At 71.3% G+C, this 18,732-nt stretch carries 18 protein-coding genes; 8 read left to right on the forward strand and 10 right to left on the reverse strand.

Going from position 1 to position 18,732, the window contains the following annotated elements:
* Positions 1-61: 61 nt before the first annotated feature.
* The 3 genes from BFF78_RS37160 to BFF78_RS37170 form a co-directional block, all read right to left on the reverse strand.
* Entirely contained in the window at positions 62-667 is a 606-nt protein-coding gene (locus BFF78_RS37160) for an Rv1733c family protein (RefSeq protein WP_069782458.1), read from the reverse strand.
* Between the two features lie 112 nt (positions 668-779).
* Entirely contained in the window at positions 780-1,679 is a 900-nt protein-coding gene (locus BFF78_RS37165) for an MOSC domain-containing protein (protein ID WP_079161637.1), read from the reverse strand.
* A 43-nt stretch (positions 1,680-1,722) separates the two neighbouring features.
* On the reverse strand, positions 1,723-2,160 hold the full coding sequence (locus BFF78_RS37170; protein ID WP_031160622.1) for a DUF6643 family protein: 438 nt from the start codon (positions 2,158-2,160) through the stop codon (positions 1,723-1,725).
* 286 nt (positions 2,161-2,446) lie between these two features.
* On the opposite strand from BFF78_RS37170, the gene BFF78_RS37175 reads away from it, so the two are divergent.
* Positions 2,447-3,778: a TerD family protein gene (locus BFF78_RS37175; protein ID WP_227026009.1), complete on the forward strand. Its 1,332-nt coding sequence runs from the start codon at positions 2,447-2,449 to the stop codon at positions 3,776-3,778.
* Positions 3,779-3,784: 6 nt separating this feature from the next.
* Here BFF78_RS37175 and BFF78_RS37180 read toward each other — a convergent pair whose 3' ends face one another.
* On the reverse strand, positions 3,785-4,978 hold the full coding sequence (locus tag BFF78_RS37180; protein ID WP_099054998.1) for a glycosyltransferase: 1,194 nt from the start codon (positions 4,976-4,978) through the stop codon (positions 3,785-3,787).
* A 39-nt stretch (positions 4,979-5,017) separates the two neighbouring features.
* Between BFF78_RS37180 and BFF78_RS37185 the strand changes: the two genes are divergently transcribed.
* Positions 5,018-5,803: a glutamate racemase gene (locus BFF78_RS37185; protein WP_069782461.1), complete on the forward strand. Its 786-nt coding sequence runs from the start codon at positions 5,018-5,020 to the stop codon at positions 5,801-5,803.
* Between the two features lie 107 nt (positions 5,804-5,910).
* The gene (locus BFF78_RS37190) at positions 5,911-6,441 is read left to right on the forward strand and encodes a hypothetical protein (protein ID WP_069782462.1); all 531 of its coding nucleotides are present in this window, start codon (positions 5,911-5,913) and stop codon (positions 6,439-6,441) included.
* Between the two features lie 36 nt (positions 6,442-6,477).
* On the opposite strand, the gene BFF78_RS37195 is transcribed toward BFF78_RS37190, so the two are convergent.
* Positions 6,478-7,449 (reverse strand): O-antigen ligase family protein, encoded by a 972-nt coding sequence (locus tag BFF78_RS37195; protein WP_069782463.1) that lies wholly within the window; start codon positions 7,447-7,449, stop codon positions 6,478-6,480.
* A gap of 475 nt (positions 7,450-7,924) precedes the next feature.
* Between BFF78_RS37195 and lnt the strand changes: the two genes are divergently transcribed.
* From lnt to BFF78_RS37215, 4 genes are all read left to right on the forward strand, one after another.
* Positions 7,925-9,535, forward strand: a complete 1,611-nt coding sequence (gene lnt / locus BFF78_RS37200) for an apolipoprotein N-acyltransferase (RefSeq protein WP_069782464.1) — start codon at positions 7,925-7,927, stop codon at positions 9,533-9,535.
* A gap of 113 nt (positions 9,536-9,648) precedes the next feature.
* Complete coding sequence (locus BFF78_RS37205) at positions 9,649-10,128, forward strand: NUDIX hydrolase (protein WP_069782465.1); 480 nt, start codon at positions 9,649-9,651, stop codon at positions 10,126-10,128.
* A 54-nt stretch (positions 10,129-10,182) separates the two neighbouring features.
* Positions 10,183-10,998: a 3-hydroxybutyrate dehydrogenase gene (locus tag BFF78_RS37210; RefSeq protein WP_069782466.1), complete on the forward strand. Its 816-nt coding sequence runs from the start codon at positions 10,183-10,185 to the stop codon at positions 10,996-10,998.
* 77 nt (positions 10,999-11,075) lie between these two features.
* Positions 11,076-12,995: a helix-turn-helix domain-containing protein gene (locus BFF78_RS37215; RefSeq protein ID WP_069784053.1), complete on the forward strand. Its 1,920-nt coding sequence runs from the start codon at positions 11,076-11,078 to the stop codon at positions 12,993-12,995.
* A gap of 182 nt (positions 12,996-13,177) precedes the next feature.
* Here BFF78_RS37215 and BFF78_RS37220 read toward each other — a convergent pair whose 3' ends face one another.
* From BFF78_RS37220 to BFF78_RS48665, 3 genes are all read right to left on the reverse strand, one after another.
* Positions 13,178-14,557, reverse strand: coding sequence for an MFS transporter (locus BFF78_RS37220; RefSeq protein WP_069782467.1), 1,380 nt, complete (start codon positions 14,555-14,557; stop codon positions 13,178-13,180).
* A 605-nt stretch (positions 14,558-15,162) separates the two neighbouring features.
* Complete coding sequence (locus tag BFF78_RS37225) at positions 15,163-15,450, reverse strand: hypothetical protein (protein WP_069782468.1); 288 nt, start codon at positions 15,448-15,450, stop codon at positions 15,163-15,165.
* Between the two features lie 222 nt (positions 15,451-15,672).
* Positions 15,673-16,257 carry a hypothetical protein gene (locus BFF78_RS48665; protein ID WP_227026010.1) on the reverse strand — a complete coding sequence of 195 codons (585 nt, stop codon included), beginning with the start codon at positions 16,255-16,257 and terminating at the stop codon, positions 15,673-15,675.
* Between the two features lie 167 nt (positions 16,258-16,424).
* Here BFF78_RS48665 and BFF78_RS37235 point away from each other — a divergent pair, with 167 nt between their 5' ends.
* Positions 16,425-17,015: an SUKH-4 family immunity protein gene (locus tag BFF78_RS37235; RefSeq protein WP_079161638.1), complete on the forward strand. Its 591-nt coding sequence runs from the start codon at positions 16,425-16,427 to the stop codon at positions 17,013-17,015.
* 1,224 nt (positions 17,016-18,239) lie between these two features.
* Here BFF78_RS37235 and BFF78_RS44050 read toward each other — a convergent pair.
* Complete coding sequence (locus BFF78_RS44050; RefSeq protein WP_079161639.1) at positions 18,240-18,401, reverse strand: CobW C-terminal domain-containing protein; 162 nt, start codon at positions 18,399-18,401, stop codon at positions 18,240-18,242.
* A 67-nt stretch (positions 18,402-18,468) separates the two neighbouring features.
* The gene (locus BFF78_RS37240; protein ID WP_227026011.1) at positions 18,469-18,720 is read right to left on the reverse strand and encodes a transposase; all 252 of its coding nucleotides are present in this window, start codon (positions 18,718-18,720) and stop codon (positions 18,469-18,471) included.
* Positions 18,721-18,732 lie beyond the last annotated feature (12 nt).

Genomic DNA, 18,732 nt, shown 5'->3' on the forward strand with positions numbered 1-18,732 from the left:
GCTTCGGCCGGACCACCGTAGCGTGTGCGTGCACGGTGGGTTGACCAGAGCCGGAAGGCCGTCAGCTGCCGGTGCCCGCCTTGCCCCAGTCCGGACCCGCCCGGTCCCAGGCCTGGTCCCAGCGTGCGTACCGGCCGCGGACCATGCGCCACACGGTCAGCCGCCGGAAGCCTTCGATCAAGCCCGTGGCCAGCAGGGCCGCGCCGATACCGGCGAGCACCGCGTGTGTCATGGCGGTCGCGGAGTCCAGCGGGCGGGTCGTTATTCGGCCGTGCGGGTCCGTCCAGATTCTGAAGTGCTCCCCCGCGTGCGGGGACTTGAGGTCCGCCAGGGCCGGACCGTGCTGGTGCGTGCCGTCCGGCCCGGGCCAGTCCGCGAGGACACGGCTGTGGATCTGGCGCGCCGTGGTGGTGTCGGGGTCGGTCTCCAGCGGGGCCTTGCCCAGGGCTCGCAGTACTGTGGCCGTCACGAGGTGGCGTGTGTGCTGCTGCTCGAGCACGGACCGCTGCAGGGAGGCCTGGGCCGCGGCGCCGACCAGCCAGCCGGTCACGGGCGCGGCCACGGCGATCAGCACCAGCGCCACGAGGGCCACCCACGCCTCGGCCAGATCGGTCGCGCGGCGCAGCGGATTGCGCCGCCAGCGCCACAGCCCACTGATAGCCCGCATCGCCCCCACCCCCTTCCGCTCCGTCATAACCCCCGGGCCGGGCCCGTATCCGCGGCCCAGGGCAAGAGAGAGCGACATCACGTCCACCGCGAACGGTCGCGAACGCGGTTTCTCATGAATCCCTCATGAGCTCCCAACGACCGGGACCGCCTCCCGGTTCCCCCTCCGCCAGACCGTTGTGGGAGCGCGGCTCCAGCACCCGGACCGGGTCCCCGATCCTGATCGTGCCGGGCGAAAGCGGTATCACATTCTGGCCGAACAGCAGTCTCGAGCCGGCCTTGCGATGGCGCGCCAGGGTACGCAGGGGCTCCCGGCCGCGTACGGCGGTGTCCTGGTCGACGGTGGTGACGACACAGCGTCCGCTCGGCTTCGCGACGCGGAAGACCACCTCGCCGACGCAGATCCGCGACCAGTGGTCCTCCGCCCAGGCCTCGGTGCCGGTGACGACGATGTTGGGCCGGAAGCGGTTCATCGGCAGCGGGCCCTCGTGGGCATGGGTGCCGTTGGCGATCAGGGAGTTCAGGGCGTCGAGGGAGGCCGTCGTGGTGACCAGCAGGGGGTAGCCGTCGGCGAAGCTCACCGTCTCGCCGGGCAGCGCGTACTCGGGATCGACGGGGCGGCGGGTGGCCGGATCGTCCATGTGGACCAGGCGGACGTCGGCCCGCAGATAGGCGCTGCACCAGGCATGCGCGGCCGGCGCGGCCGGGACCGCCTCGACCTTCGTACCGAAGACGTTCACCGGCACCGTTCCGGTCGGCTCGGGCACGGGCACCGTCAGCGGCGGGTGGCCGGGCGCGGACAGCCGAATGCCGCCGCCGGCCTCGGGCTCGGCGGCGGCCAGCGCGAGGCGCGGCTGCTCGCGCTGGGTGACGACCTTTCCCCCGTCGTCGATCAGCGTCCAGCGTCGGTCTCCGGCCAGGCCCCAGGGCTCCACCACAGCCTCCCGGGGAGCATGACCCCGGAACGCCTTGACCGGATGGACGTGGATCGACTGCACTTCGGCGCTTCCCATGCCGCCATCGTGCCAGTGGGCACCGACAGCGGTGGGGCGTCGGTCAGTAGCCGCGATACTGCTGGTTGTTGTACGGGTCCTGGTAGGGAGCCGGTGCGGGCCGCGGCGCGGCCGGGCGCATGGCTTCGTATCCCGTGCCCATTCCCATCGGGCGCTGCTGCTGCGGGGCCTGCTGGCCGGGGTAACCCCGCGGAGCGCTCGCCTGCTGGGGGATGTAGGCCGTGGGCGCCTGCTGCAGCGGCGCGGGCTGCGGCATCTGCGGGTAGCCGTAGGCGGGGGCCTGCGGGGAGGGAGCCGCCGGGAGGGCGGGCAGTGCCGACGGCAGAGCGGGCAGGCTGCTGCCCGTGTCGTAGGCGGCGGGGACCCGGATCGGGGCGATCTGCGGGGTACCCCGCTCGGCCACGAGCGAGTCGTAGATCGGGGTGTCCGGGAAGGAGGCGGAGTAGTAGCCGCCACCATAAGTGGAGCGGGGGGAGGTCATGGCACATAAGTTAAGCCCACGATGTGCTCGTTGGGGAGACCGATAAGAGGGTTGTTTTCCGTGTCCGCAGTGACGGGGGATCCCCAATCCGAGCGAACTCGGCAAAAAGGGACGTCGTGCGACGCTTTAATCGTGTAAAGGCCGAGTTCCTGCGGGGTTACCGGCAGTTGACCGGCGATCTTCCTGTGCCGGTCATGGGAGTTCGCCGTACCCCGGAATAGGTTGTGCGGGTAGGGCTCACCTGGACGACCCGGGTGCCCGGAAGCCGATACGGATGGGGGCGGACATGTCAATGCCGAAAGGGTCGAACACGCCGGTGCCGACGACGGCCCTGCGCGTCGAGCTGGGCTGGCGCTCGGGACCCGGCGTGCCCGACGCCGACGCCTCCGCGCTGCTGCTCGCCACCGGAAAGGTCCGCTCGGACGGCGACTTCGTCTTCTACAACCAGCCCGCCCACCCTTCCGGCGCGGTGCGCCACGAAGGCAAGAAACCGGCCGGCGCGGGCGTCACCGACACCCTTTCCGTCGACCTCGCGCGCGTGGAGGGCGCGATCGAGCGGATCGTGGTCGCCGCCTCCGCCGACGGTGGGACCTTCGGACAGGTTCCCGGCCTGTACATCGAGGTGACCGACGCCGTGAGCGGTCGGCCGGTCGCCCGTTTCGACAGCCCCGGCGCCACCGTGGAGACGGCCTTCGTGCTCGGCGAGTTCTACCGCCGCCAGGGCGGCTGGAAGTTCCGCGCCGTCGGCCAGGGCTACAGCAGCGGACTCGAAGGCCTGGCCACGGACTTCGGCATCACCGTGGACGAACCCCGGCACACCGCACCGCCCGCCCCGCCCGCCCCGGTACCGCCGCCCCCGTCTCCCGCGACGGCCCCCGTCGCACTGCCCCCGCCTCCCGTGCCGGGCTCCGTCATGCCGCCCCCGCCCCCTGTCACACCGCCCGTGACCGCGCCGCCTCCGCCCGTGACCCCTCCGGCGCCCCAGCCCGTCCGCCTGTCCAAGGTCACCCTCACCAAGGCGGCGCCCTCCGTCTCGCTCGCCAAGCAGGGCGGCACCTCCGGGGCGATGCGGGTGAACCTCAACTGGCAGATGCGCCAACAGCCTTCCGGCTGGGGCGGCCGGTGGGGACGCCAGCAGGGGGAGGTGGACCTCGACCTGTGCGCCCTCTACGAACTCGCCGACGGCCGCAAGGGGGTCGTCCAGGCCCTCGGCAACGCCTTCGGTTCGCTGCACCGGCCGCCGTACATCCACCTCGACGGCGACGACCGCACCGGTGCCGTGGCGAGCGGCGAGAACCTGACCGTCAACCTCGACCACAAGCAGGACTTCCGGCGCATCCTCGTCTTCGTCACCATCTACGAAGGCGCCAGCTCCTTCGCCGACCTGCACGCCACCGTCACCCTCCAGCCGCAGCACGGCGCCCCGATCGACTTCTCGCTCGACGAGTGCACCGTCCCCTCCACGGTGTGCGCGCTCGCCCTGATCACCAACACGGGCGGCGACCTGCTCGTACAGCGCGAGGCCCGCTACCTGGTGCCGGAGCGCGGGGTGAGCCCGCAGCGGACCATAGACCGCGCCTACGGATGGGGCATGAACTGGACACCCGGCCGCAAGTGACCGGGCTCAGCCCTCGTCGGGCACGGCGCCGGGACGCGCGTACGTACGGCCCTTCCAGGCGGCCCCGCGTCCCCGGTAGTGCTGCACGGCCGAGTCGACGGTCATCAGGAGGTACAGCAGCGCGGTGAACGGCAGCAGCGGGGCGAGCGACAGCGGCTGCCGGTAGTAGCGGAGGATCGGCACGTACGTCCCCGCCATCACCGCCCACGCCAGGGCGCCGGTGACCGCCGTCGCCGTGCCGCCGCCCGCCGCTCCCGCGACCACCGCGGCGGGCGGCACCAGGTACACCAGCGCGAGCCCGGCGACCGTGCCGAGGAGCAGCAGCGGGTTGTGCCGCAACTGGGCGTAGGCGCTGCGCGAGACCATCCGCCACAGGTCGTGCAGCCGGGGATACGGCCGCACGCTGTCCACCCGGTCGGCCAGCCCCAGCCAGACGTGCCCGCCGGCGCTCTTCACGGCGCGCGCCAGCGCCACGTCGTCGATGACGGCGTGCCGGATGCCGTCCGGGATGCGGGCCTTCTCCGCCGTCCCAGCGCGCAGCAGGACGCAGCCGCCCGCCGCCGCGGCCGTACGCGATCCCTTCCGGCCGATCCGGCGGAAGGGATACAGCTGTGCGAAGAAGTAGACGAACGCCGGGACCACCAGCCGCTCCCACACGCTCTCCACCCGCAGCCGTGCCATCTGCGACACGACGTCGAAGCCCCCGGTACGGGCCGCCGCCACCAGCATGCGCAGGCTGTCCGGCGCGTGGGCGATGTCCGCGTCCGTCAGCAGCAGATACTCGGGCTCACGCGCGCGTGCCAGGCCGATGCCGTGCCGCACCGCCCACAGCTTGCCCGTCCAGCCCGCCGGCGGCTCGCCCGGCGAGCCCACGGTCAGCGGCAGCCCGCCGTGCCGCCGGGACAGCTCGCGGGCCAGCTCCCCGGTGCCGTCGGTGCTGCCGTCGTCCACCAGGAAGATCTCGGCCCGCCCCGGATAGTCCTGCGCCAGCAGGGAGGGCAGGCTCGCGGGCAGCACGGCCGCCTCGTCACGGGCCGGTACGACCACACACACCGACGGCCAGCCGTCCGGTTCCCGGCGCGGCGGCAGCCGGACGTCCGTGCGCCAGAAGAAACCCTGGCACAGCAGCAGCCAGCACCAGGCGGCCAGCGAGACGGCGGTGATCCACAGCAGCGCGCTCACGCCCGCAGTCTGCCCCACCCGACCGGCCCGCAAGGCCCGATCGTCTATCGTGGCCGGGTGAAGATCGCGCTCATGGACTCCGGTATCGGCCTGCTCCCCGCCGCCGCGGCGGTACGGCGGCTGCGGCCCGACGCGGATCTCGTGCTCTCGTGGGACCCGGACGGGATGCCCTGGGGGCCGCGCACCCCGCAAGACATCACCGAGCGGGCCCTGGCCGTGGCCGAGGCCGCCGCCGCCCATGAGCCCGACGTCCTGATCGTCGCCTGCAACACCGCGTCCGTGCACTCCCTGCCGGAACTGCGGGCCCGTTTCGAGCCGGACCTGCCGATCATCGGTACGGTCCCGGCGATCAAGCCCGCCGCGGCGGGCGGCGGTCATGTCGCGATCTGGGCGACCCCCGCCACCACCGGAAGCACCTACCAGCGGAATCTGATCGAGCGGTTCGCCGCCGGTGTGGCCGTCACCGAGGTGCCCTGTCCGGGTCTCGCGGACGCGGTGCACCACGCGGACCAGAGCGCGATCGACGCCGCGGTCGCCGCGGCCGCCGCCCGCACCCCCGAGGACGTGACCACCGTCGTCCAGGGCTGCACCAACTACGAGCTGGTCGGCGAGCGCATCCGGGCAGCCGTCCAGCGGCCCGGCCGTCCGCCGCTCATGCTGCACGGCTCCGCAGGGGCGGTGGCCGCACAAGCCCTGCGCAGGATCGGAGCGGAACCGGACCCGGCCGCCGTCGCCGACACCACGCTCACCGTGCTGCTCAGCGGGCGCGAGGCCACGCTCCCCGACACGGCGCTCTCCTACGAGGAAGGCCGTTTCCTCCAGGCGGTCAGCCCCGTCCGCTGACCGGCCCGGCAACCACGGACCAGGCGCGGGGGAGTGGTGGCCCACCCGGGTCAGTCACCCTCCGCAACGCCCTCCCCGCGCAGCGAAACCTGAGTAACCTCATAAATATGAGGGACCATCCCCCCGCCGACGACGGCCCCCACTCCGAGATCTGGACCGGGCGCGCCACGAACCGGGTCCAGTGGCTGCTGGCGCTGGTCGGCGCGGCCTGCATGGCGCTCGGTATCGAGCTCGCCGTGGACTCGGCATGGACGTCCGGCATCGCCCCGCTGGTGATGTCCGTCGTGGGCTGCATCGCCGCCGGGCTGCTGGTCCTCTTCGGCACGCTCGCCTTCGTGCACGTCGATCTCAAGCTCGACATGGAGTGCCTCGAGGTGCGCTGCGGCCACATAGGGCTGCCGCGCCGCCGCATCCCGCTCTCCCATGTGGCCGGCGCCGACTTCACCGCCCTGGTCACGCCCCGGCACTGGGGCGGCTGGGGCTACCGCTGGCGCCCCGAGAAGGGCACTGCCGTCGTCGTACGCCGGGGCGAGGGCATCGTGCTGCGCCTGTGGGACGGCCACACCTTCACGATCACCGTGGACAACGCGGAGTCGGCGGTACGGGTCATCAGGGCCCGGCTGCGCACGATCCGCTGAGGCCGCGCCACGCGTCGACGGGGGGCGGGACACCGCTCAGAGCCGGGGATCCGCGCTGTCGCGCGCCCACGGCCGGGCCGTCGCCCACCCGGCCAGCAGCCCCGCGCCCACGGTCACCGTGGTGAAGCTGAGGGCGTTGCTCACCGTGGCGCACCCGGCCAGCGCCGTCAGGGCGGCGCCGGCGGTCAGGGCGACCGGGGTGGAGCGGGGGCTGCGCCAGAGCGCGTGCAGTACCCAGCAGAACGCGGCGACGAACAGCAGCAGCCCGACCAGGCCCTGCTCGGCCGCCAGCTGGAGCAGGGCCGAGTGCGGTCTGCCGTCGGCGGACAGCGTGTGCGGTGCCGTGCCGCCCAGCTCGCCGAACCGCCCCGGGCCGACCCCGAGCCCTCGGTTGCGGCCCGCCAGCCGCAGGCCGTCCTGCCACAGCGCCACCCGCTGTGCGGTCAGCCGGCCGTCGAGCACCCGGGCGAGGCCGTCCGGCAGCACGTCGGCGGCGAGTGCCCACGCCGTCCCGGCGACCAGGGCCGCCGCCACGGCCAGACCCAGCAGGCACCCGCCGCGGCGGGACACCGAGCCCGCGGCGAGTGAACACAGCAGTACGGCGGCACTCGCCACGCAACCGGCCACCGACCCCAGCACGGCCCCGGTCAGCACGATCCCGGCGGCCAGTGCCCGCAGCAGCAGCCGCAGTCCCGGTACGGGCGTCGCCCAGGCGGCACAGCATGCGGCACCCGTGGCCAGCGCCAGCAGAGCGGCCGTGCCACCGGCGTGCCCGAGCGGGGCGGCGTACCGGGGACCGGCGGAGAGACCGGGCAGGACCACGGCCAGCGCGAGTCCGGCCGCGGCACCGGCGCACGGCGCGGCCACCGGCAGCAGTGCCCCGGAGACCCGGCCGACGGCATGACCGGCCGCCACGGCGAGCACCGCGAGCAGCATGCCCTCGGGCCGTCCGTCATGGGCCGCCGCGGTGATCAGCGACCAGCCGGCGCAGGCGCCCAGCAAGATCATGCCCGCCCCGTCAGAAACGTTTCGCCTGACGTCGGCCGTCTCCGCGCCCACCCCGGTCGCGGGCCTCGTCTCCGTCGACCCCACCGCCGCCCCTCGTCCCCGGTCCCCGTCCCCTGCCCCAGGCCACGGCCGGGTACGACTCCGGATCCGGCCGCACTGCCGAGGCTGGGCACACCGTAGCGGCTGATGACCGGTTTGGGCACGAGATGCGACGGAAAGTCGCGGGGAGGATGGTGGCCGGATGTTGTGTGTGCCGCTGGTGGTTCCGGGGCGGTGGCGGGGCGGAACGATGCTCTGCGCCGGCTGCCGGCAGCCCGTGCCGGCCCCTGCCGCCGGGATGCGGCGCTGATTACCGCAAGCGCGCGTCGGCCGACGGGCGAGGCCGGCGACCAGCGACAACCGCGGGCGGCGGTGGCGGTCCCGGCCCTCGCACCGCGCTGTCGGCGGCCGGGGCAGCGGCCGTACACTCACCCGGGTGACCGTCACCGCACCTTCCGTGGACGAGCCGGATCAGCTCCAGCCGTCGCCCGCGCCCAGCGCGTTCCGTGGCCGGCTGCTCCGCCTGATTCCGGCCGCCGCCTCCGCGCTCTGCGGAGTGCTGCTCTACGTCAGCTTTCCGCCGCGCACCCTGTGGTGGCTGGCGCTGCCCGCCTTCGCCGGTTTCGGCTGGGTGCTGCGCGGCCGTGACTGGAAGGCGGCCCTCGGCCTCGGCTATCTCTTCGGACTCGGCTTCCTGCTGCCCCTGCTGGTGTGGACCGGCGTGGAGGTCGGCCCCGGTCCGTGGCTGGCCCTCGTCGCCATCGAAGCGGTCTTCGTCGCCCTGGTCGGCGTCGGCGTCGCCGCCGTGGCCAAACTGCCTGCCTGGCCGGTGTGGGCGGCCGCCGTGTGGATCGCGGGCGAGGCGGTACGCGCGCGCGTGCCCTTCCGGGGCTTCCCCTGGGGCAAGGTCGCGTTCGGTCAGGCGGACGGCGTCTTCCTGCCGCTCGCCGCGGTGGGCGGTACACCCGTGCTCGGCTTCGCGGTCGTGCTGTGCGGCTTCGGCCTGTACGAGGCCGGGCGGCTGATCGCCGAGCGGCGCCGGACGCGCGCCGTGCGGCGCGGGGCCGCGGCCGCCGCGCTGCTGAGCGTGGCCGTCCCGGTGGCCGGCGCGGTCGCCGCCCGGCCGCTCGTGAGCGACAAGGCAGAGGACGGCACCCGGACCGTCGCGATCATCCAGGGCAATGTGCCGCGCTCCGGGCTGGAGTTCAGCGCCCAGCGGCGGGCTGTGCTCGACTACCACGTGCGCGAGACGCTCAGGCTCGCCGCCGACATCAAGGCGGGGAAGACCCCGAAGCCCGACTACGTGCTGTGGCCGGAGAACTCCTCCGACATCGACCCCTTCGGCAACCCGGACGCCGCCGCCGTCATCAACGAGGCGGCCAAGGCGGTCGGTGTGCCCCTCTCCGTCGGCGGGGTCGTCGAGAGGGACGGAAAGTTGCTCAACGAACAGATCCTGTGGGATCCGGCCAAGGGGCCGACGCAGACGTACGACAAGCGGCAGATCCAGCCGTTCGGCGAGTACCTTCCGCTGCGCGGTGTCGTCGGCGCGATCAACAAGAACTGGACCGGCATGGTCCGGCAGGACTTCAGCCGCGGCAGCACGCCGGGCGTGTTCGACATCGGCGGTGCCAAGGTGGGTCTCGCCACCTGTTACGAGGCCGCCTTCGACTGGGCGGTGCGGGACACCGTCACCCACGGCGCGGAGATGATCTCCGTGCCGAGCAACAACGCGACCTTCGACCGCAGCGAGATGACCTACCAGCAACTCGCGATGTCCCGGATCCGCGCCGTCGAGCACAGTCGTACCGTCACCGTGCCGGTGACCAGCGGCGTCAGCGCGATCATCATGCCGGACGGGAAGATCACCCGGAGGACCGGCATGTTCGTGCCCGCGTACCTCGTCCAGAAGGTGCCGCTGCGCACGTCCAAGACCCCCGCGACCGAACTGGGCATCCTCCCGGAGATCGCTCTGGCGCTGGTCGCTGCGGGCGGTCTCGGCTGGGCCATCGGGTCCGGGCTGCGCCGTCGGCGCGCCGGTGGCGTATAGCCGTACGACCGGAATACGGCCCCGGAACCGGCCGGGACAGGCCCCTTGAACTCGTGCTTACGCCGGCTGAACCGCCAGGAGAGCGCAGGCCCGGGCCCGTTAGGGTCGGGCACATGGCTACTCCTGACTTCATCCGCACGCTCCGGGCCACCGCCGGCCGGCAACTGCTCTGGCTCCCCGGGATCACCGCGATCGTCTTCGACGACGAGGGCAGAGTGCTCCTGGGCCGGCGGTCCGACACCCGCAAGTGGTCGGTGATCGGGGGTATCCCGGAGCCCGGCGAGCAGCCCGCGGCCTGTGCCGTGCGGGAGGTCTTCGAGGAGACGGCTGTGCACTGCGTGGCCGAGCGGGTCGTCCTCGTCCAGGCCCTGGACCCGGTCGTCTACCCCAATGGTGACCAGTGCCAGTACATGGACATCACCTTCCGCTGCCGGGCCGTGGGCGGCGAGGCCCGGGTCAACGACGACGAGTCCCTGGAGGTGGGCTGGTTCGCGGTGGACGCGCTGCCCGATCTCAACGAGTTCGGCCGTCTCCGGATCAAGCAGGCCATGTCCGAAGCACCCACATGGTTTGACCCTACGACTGTCAGCTGAAGTGTGGGTGGCCACCACATGTGGTGAGGATTGGGGTCCGCTTAGGGTCGGCACATGACCTCGTCCAGCCTTCCGAGCGGCCTTCGCCCCCAGCCCCTCGCCCTCGATCTCGGCGGCCGCACCGCCCTCGTCACCGGTGCCGCCAGCGGCATCGGCCGTGCCTGTGCGCTGCGCCTCGCGGCCGCCGGTGCGCGGGTACGGGCCGTCGACCGGGACGCGGCCGGTCTGGCCGAGCTGGCCCAGCAGGCGGAACGGGCCGGTGACCTGCCGGGAGGCGTCGTACCGCACGTCGTGGACCTCACCGACCTCGACGCCGCCGAACGGGCCGCCGTGGGCACCGATGTGCTGGTCAACAACGCGGGCCTGCAACTGGTGTGCCCCATCGAGGAATTCCCGCCCGACGTCTTCCACACCGTGCTGACCGTGATGCTGGAGGCGCCCTTCCGGCTCATCCGCGGTGCCCTGCCGCACATGTACGCGCAGGGCTGGGGCCGGATCGTCAACGTGTCCTCCGTCCATGGCCTGCGCGCCTCCGCCTTCAAGTCCGCGTATGTGGCCGCCAAACACGGCCTCGAGGGACTGTCGAAGACGGCCGCTCTGGAAGGCGCCGCCCATGGGGTGACCTCGAACTGTGTGAACCCCGCCTATGTGCGCACCCCCCTGGTCGAGAAGCAGATCGCCGACCAGGCGCAGGCCCACGGCATCCCCGAGGAACGCGTGCTGTCCGAGGTCCTGCTGAAGGACAGCGCCCTGCAGCGGCTCATCGAACCGGAGGAGGTCGCCGAAGCCGTGGCCTATCTGTGCAGCCCCCAGGCGTCCTTCGTCACCGGCACCTCGCTGGTGCTGGACGGCGGGTGGACGGCCCACTGAAAGCGCCCGGCGGCGCCCGGCCCGGGAGTTTTCCACAGGCCTGACGCGCCGCCCGGCCGATGCGGAATCCTGTGACCATGTCTCGCGATCACGTTCAGCCGGCACCCAGCGGCAGCATCGAGGCCCCGTACCTCGAGCTGCTGGCCCGCGACGCCTCCGCGGAGGCGTACGAGCAGCCGGTGCTGCTCGCCCGCGCCGAGGGCAGATCGGCCGACCGGATCGCCGCGCTGGAACAGGCCAAGCGGCTCGCCCTGCGCGTCCGGGCGGAGTTGGAGGGGCGCCGACGGCGTGAGGCGGAGCTGTCCGCGCTCTTCGAGACCGCCCACGACCTCGCGGGCCTGCGCGATCTGGACGCCGTCCTGCAGGCCATCGTGCAGCGCGCCCGCTCCCTGCTCGGCACGGACGTCGCCTACCTCACCCTGAACGACCCGGCGCGCGGCGACACCTACATGCGGGTCACGGAGGGCTCCGTCTCCGCCCGCTTCCAGCAACTGCGCCTCGGCATGGGCGAAGGGCTCGGCGGACTGGTCGCCCAGACGACCCGGCCGTACGTCACGGACGACTACCTCAAGGACGCCCGCTTCCAGCACACCCCCACCATCGACGGCGGCGTCCAGGACGAGGGCCTGGTCGCCATCCTCGGCGTGCCTCTCATGCTCGGCCCGCACGTCATCGGCGTCCTCTTCGCCGCCGACCGCAGGGCGCGTGTCTTCGAACGCGCGCAGATCGCCCTGCTCGGCTCCTTCGCCGCGCTCGCCGCCGCCGCGATCGACACCGCCAACCTGCTCACCGAGACCCGCGCGGCCCTGTCCGGCCTGGAGCGCGCCAACGAGATCATCCAGGACCGCAGCGCCGTCATCGAGCGCGCCTCCGACGTCCACGACCGGCTCGCCGAACTCGTCCTGCGCGGCGGCGGGGTGCACGATGTCGCCGCCGCCGTCTCCGAAGTCCTCGTCGGCACCGTGGAGTTCGCCGAGGCCGACGCGGCGCCGACGAAGGCGCTGGAGGCGTCCCGCGCCGAGGGACACGCCGTACGGCACGACAGCGACTGGATCGCCGCGGTCGCCGCCGGCGGTGAACTCCTCGGCGCGCTGGTCCTGCGCGGCCACCCCGGCCTCGACCCCGTCGACCAACGCACCCTGGAGCGCGCGGCGATGGTGACCTCACTGCTCCTGCTCGCCCGCCGCTCGGCGGCCGAGGCCGAACAGCGGGTGCGGGGCGAGCTGCTGGACGACCTGCTGGACGCGCGTGACCGGGACCCGCGCCTGCTGCGCGAACGCGCCGCCCGGCTGCATGCCGACCTGGACGCCACCCATGTCGTCCTCGCCGCACGCCTCGACGGCCCGGCGGCCGACGCCGACGAGGAGGCCGCGGCCCGCCGCCGCCTGTGGTCGGCCGCCTCCCACCTCGCCGCGACCCGGCACGGCCTGGCCGCCGCACGCGACGGCGGCACCGTCCTGCTGCTGCCGCTCGGCACCGGTGACACCGCCACGGACCTGGCCCGCCGCACCGCCCACCAGCTGGGCACGGCCGTGCACCAACCCGTCACGGTCGGCGCCTCGGCCCCGGTCACCGGTCTCGCCACACACCCCGAGACCGTCGCCGCCGCCTACGCCGAGGGCCGCCGCTGCCTGGACGCGCTGCACCTGCTGGGCCGGTCCGGGGACGGCGCCGCGGCCGAGGACTTCGGCTTCCTCGGCCTGTTCCTCGCCGGCGACCGGGACATCGCCGGCTTCGTCGACCGCACCATCGGCCCGGTCGTCTCCTACGACGAGCGACGCGGTACGGAACTGCTGCGCACCCTGGACGCGTATTTCGCGTGCGGGATGAGCCCGGCCCGCACCAAGGACGCGCTGCACGTCCACGTGAACACCGTCGCCCAGCGGCTGGAGCGGGTGGGCCGGCTGCTGGGCGAGGACTGGCAGAACCCGGAGCGGACCCTGGAGATCCAACTGGCGCTACGGCTGCACCGGTTGGCGGCCCCGGACAGACGCTGACCCCCGTACGGGTGTGCCGTACGGGGGCCGGGCAGGGGATGTGCGTGGGGGAAACCACGCCGGGCACGTGGAGCCTCGCCGGTCAGGGGAGCCGCGGGGAGCCGGACGCAGCGGCACCGGTCGGGCGGAGCCACGCCGATCACGCCGTCCGCAGCTTCACGGTCGGGCGAAGCTGCGCCGGGTCAGACCGTCCGAGCCTTCGCGGCCGGGTTCGCACCGGCGGACCCGCCCTCCTCGGCCTCGACGTGGGCGAGGTCCCGGTGCCGTGTCTCCCGGGCCACGCCCACGGCGACCAGGGTCAGCACCGCGGCGGCGATCACGTACAGGGCGATCGGGGTGGAGCTGCCGTAGTCGTCGAGCAGGGCCGTGGCGATGAGCGGGGCCGGCGCACCGGCCGCCACGGAGGCGAACTGGGCGCCGATGGACGCGCCCGAGTACCGCATCCGGGTGGCGAACATCTCGGCGAAGAAGGCGGCCTGGGGCGCGTACATGGCGCCGTGAAGCACCAGCCCGACGGTCACGGCGAGGACCAGGTATCCGAAGGAGCCGGTGTCCACGAGCGAGAAGAACGGGAACATCCACAAGCCGACACCGGCCGCGCCGAGCAGGTACACGGGCCGCCGCCCGACCCGGTCGGACAGCGCGCCCCAGGCCGGGATCACGGCGAAGTGCACGGCGGAGCCGATGAGCACGGCGTTCAGCGCCGTCTGCTTGGAGACGCCGGCCGAGGTGGTGGCGTAGACGAGGATGAAGGCGGTGATGACGTAGTAGCTGATGTTCTCGGCCATACGGGCGCCCATCGCCACCAGCACGTCCCGCCAGTGCTCCCGCAGCACGGAGACGAGCGGCAGCTTCTCCGTGTCACCGGCGGCCCGCCGGGACTCGGCGCGCTCCAACGCCTCCTTGAAGACAGGTGATTCATCGACGGAGAGACGAATCCACAAACCGATGAGCACGAGCACCCCGGAGAGCAGGAACGGAACCCGCCAGCCCCAGGTCCCGAAGGCGTCGTCGGAGAGCAGGGCGGTCAGCAGCGAGAGCACACCGGTCGCGAGCAACTGCCCCGCCGGCGCGCCGGTCTGCGGCCACGAGGCCCAGAAACCGCGCCGTCGCGCGTCCCCGTGCTCCGAGACCAGCAGGACAGCACCGCCCCACTCACCACCGAGCGCGAACCCCTGGACCAGCCGCAGCAGGGTGAGCAGCACGGGCGCGGCGGATCCGACCGTGGCGTGCGTGGGCAACAACCCGATGGCGAACGTCGCCCCGCCCATCATCACCAGGCTCAGCACGAGCAGCTTCTTCCGCCCGAGCCGGTCACCGTAGTGTCCGAACACGAGCGCCCCGAGCGGGCGCGCCGCGAACCCGACGGCATAGGTCAGGAACGACAGCAGCGTCCCGACGAGCGGATCGGAGTCCGGAAAGAACACCTTGTTGAACACCAGCGCGGCGGCGGAGCCGTAGAGGAAGAAGTCGTACCACTCGATGGTGGTGCCGATGAGGCTGGCGGCGACGATGCGGGGGAGGCTGGACGGGGCTGGTGGAGCGGTCGAGGGGGAGGACATCGGCACCACTTCCTGGCGTTCGGCGGGGATGTTTGCGTGTTGCCACACCGTAGGAACGTGCAGGTCAGGGGCGTATGTGGTGGGACACCATAGTTTTGGGACTGGGAGTGCGTGCGCACCCCATGGGGGGCGCCGCCGGGGCCTCGGTGACGGCCTCAATGGGGCTGAGGCGGGCGCTGTCCGAGTTGCGTTGTTCGGGCGTGATTTGGAGGCGCCGTGCTGACTCCCGTGCTGGTTTGGTGCTGACTAAAAGCCCACGTCATCGCCCCTTCTCACCCCCACCGTGCTGACTTGGTGCTGACTACGCTGCGTAGAACTCCGACATGAGCCGCAGATCGGACGTAGCAGTGTTGGGATGGTGTCTGCGGGGTGCGAGTTGTGATCGCCGCACCGTGCCGGTGGGCGTCGCGGGGGAGGCGGCGGTGGCCGCGTGGCTGCACGAGCAGTTCGGCGTCGAATCACCGGACTCGCGTGGAAGTCGAACCACAGGTCTCGTGGAAGTCGAGCCTGCGCGTGCACGGACTCGCCGGTACGCAGCCGGGGGACCACCCGGCTCGGCTACCACTTCCTCATCCACGACGGCCACGCGACCTACCTCCACGAGGTCAAGTCGTCCATGGGTGACAGACGTGCGCGCTGAGCCTGGTGTGCACGTCGATCTGCTTGTGCAGCGTGTTCTGCGCCTCGGGCTTGCTCAGGGCCACGATGGGGGCCAATACCAGGGTGTAGTGGGCGGTCGCGCGGCCGAGGTGGGCGGCTGCCCTGCTGAGCGGCTCGACTCGAGCCCGGTCTGCGGCATCGGCGTAGTCGTAGGCCAGACCGAACTGGGCGTCGCCTGCCGCTCGGGCAGTGAGGTGACAGAGCAGGTCGATGTGCCGCAGCACGGTGAACACGCTGTTGGAAGGGGTCGTGAGGGGGGGCGAGTAGGTCGGCGAGGACGGCGTCCAGCGCTTCCTGCATGGTCATGTCGTCGAGGTCGCCTGGCTCGTAGGTGTGCAGCACGGGCTCCTGGGTGGATGGGGTGGGCAGGTGAAGGGGCGTGACGTGACGGGATGAGCAAGACGCATGTCAGCGGTGGCGTTCGGCTGCAGGGGCCTCGGCTTTGACAGAGGTGGTCACACCGGGCCGCGGGCAGTCGTGGGTGGCCCTGGGCCTGCACAGGCGGGAGATCCTGCAATGCCAGCGGACGCCCTTTCCGGCTCGTCGGCCAGGGCGTGGGCGATGAGCTGCTGGTCCTCATTTCGGGCTGCCACCGACGCCAGCCGCCGGGACAGCTGCTGCGCCACAGCGCGGTAGGTGGTGGCCGCTCGCTTCATCTCGTCGCCGGCCCGCGGTAGCTGGTCTCGGCTGGCCGCGGGTGTGGGGTCGGCGTCCTCGTACAAGAGGATTTCGGTGCGATGGTGGATGGCTGGGTTGCACAGCGTCGCGGCGAGCGAGATCTGAGAGCAGGCGCTGGCGAGGTGCGCGAGATTCTCCTCGCCGCCCTTCATCGCGGCGTACTGACTGACCGAGAGATCGTGGAACTGCCGCGTGCACTGCATTGCAAGCTCCTGCACACGCAGGCAGATGGGCGCGATCTCACGGACAGGCTTGGCGATCTCGCCCTCCCGTACCTGTTCCACTTCCGCGTACAGGTCGTTCAGGGCCGGGGACACCTCGCCGAGGAGGCGCGTGTGCTCGGCCAAGTCGGCGATCTGCAAGGCAACTCCAGTTGGTGGCAGGGGGTTTCGTGATTTATCAAACACCATGGTTGCGCACGGTTTCGGCGCGGAGAACGATGAAATGAATCTGCATCTTCCCGAACTGCAGACAAATAGATGATATTCTGACACTCTCGCACGTCATCAATAAATGACAGGAAAAGAGTATGAGTCGTCCGCTCGCCCTCACTCGTGAGATGCTGGAGGCAGTGTTTGATCCGGCTGAATTGATTGTCGCGTCGGAGGAAAACCTATCCGCTATCGGCGAGCCCGATGCCAGGGAAGTCCTGGGAACGCTGGGAATTCCGGTCTGGGACAATCCGTGGTTCGACATAGACGCTGAGCTGGCAGAGCGGTTCGGACGCGTCGAGGATTGGGATGGCAAACTCACCGACCGCTACTCCGTCGTCCCAACGGGAGCGGACAAGTGGATCGGTTTGGGGATGATCCCCTATGACGGTCTCGCCCTCGATCCTGGCGCTGGCACGGTCTACTGCCTGCCCGACGACTCCGAGATCTACCTGTGGAACAGCTCGCTCCGGTCTTTCGTGCACTTCCTGTACCTCCTCCAACTGGAACGCCCGCACTTCGACGCGCAATGGGAAAGCGAGATCGAGGTACCTTACGATCCCGAGGCCGCACAGGTCCGAGTCCGGAGAGCCATGATGTCTGTGGATCCGGCAGCCCTGGATAACCCCGATTCCCGCTGGCACGGGATCCTCACGTACATCGTGGATCCCGAACACCACTTCCTTTGAGGACCACTTGTCTGCGATCCGGCGCTTGGCGAGGACGCTGCCGTTGTGCTCCATCGCGGCGATCATCATCACCGCCGACGGGAAGCGGCCGAAATGTCGGCTGAAGCCGCAACATCACGCCGCACTGGATCAGGCATTATTTCGCCTCCGTCGGTCTCGCCAGGGGCGTACCCGTGGCGGACACGGCCGAATGGCTCGGTCACAGCCATCCCCACACGACCTAGCAGACTTACGCCCACGTCTTGTGGGACGCCCCGCAGCGTCGGCGATCGGTGATGGACGCCGTGCTCAGCCTTGAGGCCAGCTTGTCCTTCCGCTCCACGTCGAACCCATTGGCGAGGCTGCGTGACGCTGCTGGGGGAAGGACGCTCGCTGTGTCGTCAGGCCGGGCTGCTCATGAGGTGCAGCAACGTCTTTGAGTGAAGTGCCGTCGTGTGGAGGCAGAGCGGCGACATGCTGGACAGGCCCAAGGGGGAATTGCTGCCACGACGTCCGCGCCGTGGGCCCGGTGTGTAGCCGCTGGAAGGGCCCTCGCTGAGGCTGCAGCGAGTGGGGTGTGGGTTGTCCGGCAAGCCCGTACCCGCCCGCACAGATTCGGTGCTGGTTCGGTGCTGACTTTGGGGGTCGCAACCATCGAAAACCGCTGGGCCTAGCCCCGATCGAATGAGTTGTCGTACCACTCGATGGTGGTGCCTATGAGGCTGGCGGCAACGATTCTGGGGAGGCTGGCGGGGGACGGGGGAGCAGTGGTTCCGGAGGCCATGTGCGCCTCTTCCTCGTGTGCGGTGGGGACGGGTACGTGTCGGCACACGGTAGGAAGATGCAGGTCAGGCGCACATGTGGTGGACCACCATAATTCGAGGCTCGGCTATGCGCGTGGCCACCATGCCGGCTCAGGGAAGAGCGGTTCAGAGGCTCGCAAGTGATCGAAACCAGCACCCTCCGGGACGCGTATTTCAGCGTGATTTGACGGTGCGGTGCTGACTCCCGTGCTGGTTTGGTGCTGACTACGCTGCGTTGAACTCGGACATCTTGGGGCTGATCGACTCAGCGCCGTTGCACGGTAGGTGGCTGGCCTGAGAAGCCGAACGGGCTTTGCCGCTCGGCTCTGCGGGCACGAACAAGGCCCTGTGCCTGGGCGTGGTGCGTCCCGGCAGATCCTGTCCCGGCGGGGCCGTCGATGTCGTGGGCGGCAGAGGGCTCGAAGCGCGCCACGGAGCCGGCCTAGGACCACAGCCCCGCCGCCTGCGGGCGACTGGCCAGGATGAAGAAGCCCTTGGGGCGCAGGATCCGCCCGTAGGCGCCCCCGTCGATTTCCTCGGTGACAAACTCCCGCAAACGGCCGGTATGAAAGGGGCGTGGGGACCGGACGATGGTGGAGGAGATCCCGTACTCCTGACGATTTCGTGCACGGTAGGCAGGGAGACGCCGAGGATGGCGGCGGGCTCGGTGCTCACAATTGCCGTGCCGACGTCAAGTCCGCGGTCTGCTGATGGGACAGCAGGCCGGCGGCGGCTTGGACGATGTCGCTCATGTGCTCGCGGCGGCCGAGGTGGCGGGCCGGCGCCAGCCAGTACTTCAGGTGGGCGCTGCCGTGCTCGACGCGGATGAGTCGTGAGGAATGTGTCTTGCGCTGCCGCTCATACATTTGCTCGTACCAGTCCGGAGTGTTCTTCTTGAACTTGCGGTGTGGCGGTGTCACCACCCGACCGCTGGT

The organism is Streptomyces fodineus, assembly GCF_001735805.1.
GTDB lineage: Bacteria > Actinomycetota > Actinomycetes > Streptomycetales > Streptomycetaceae > Streptomyces > Streptomyces fodineus.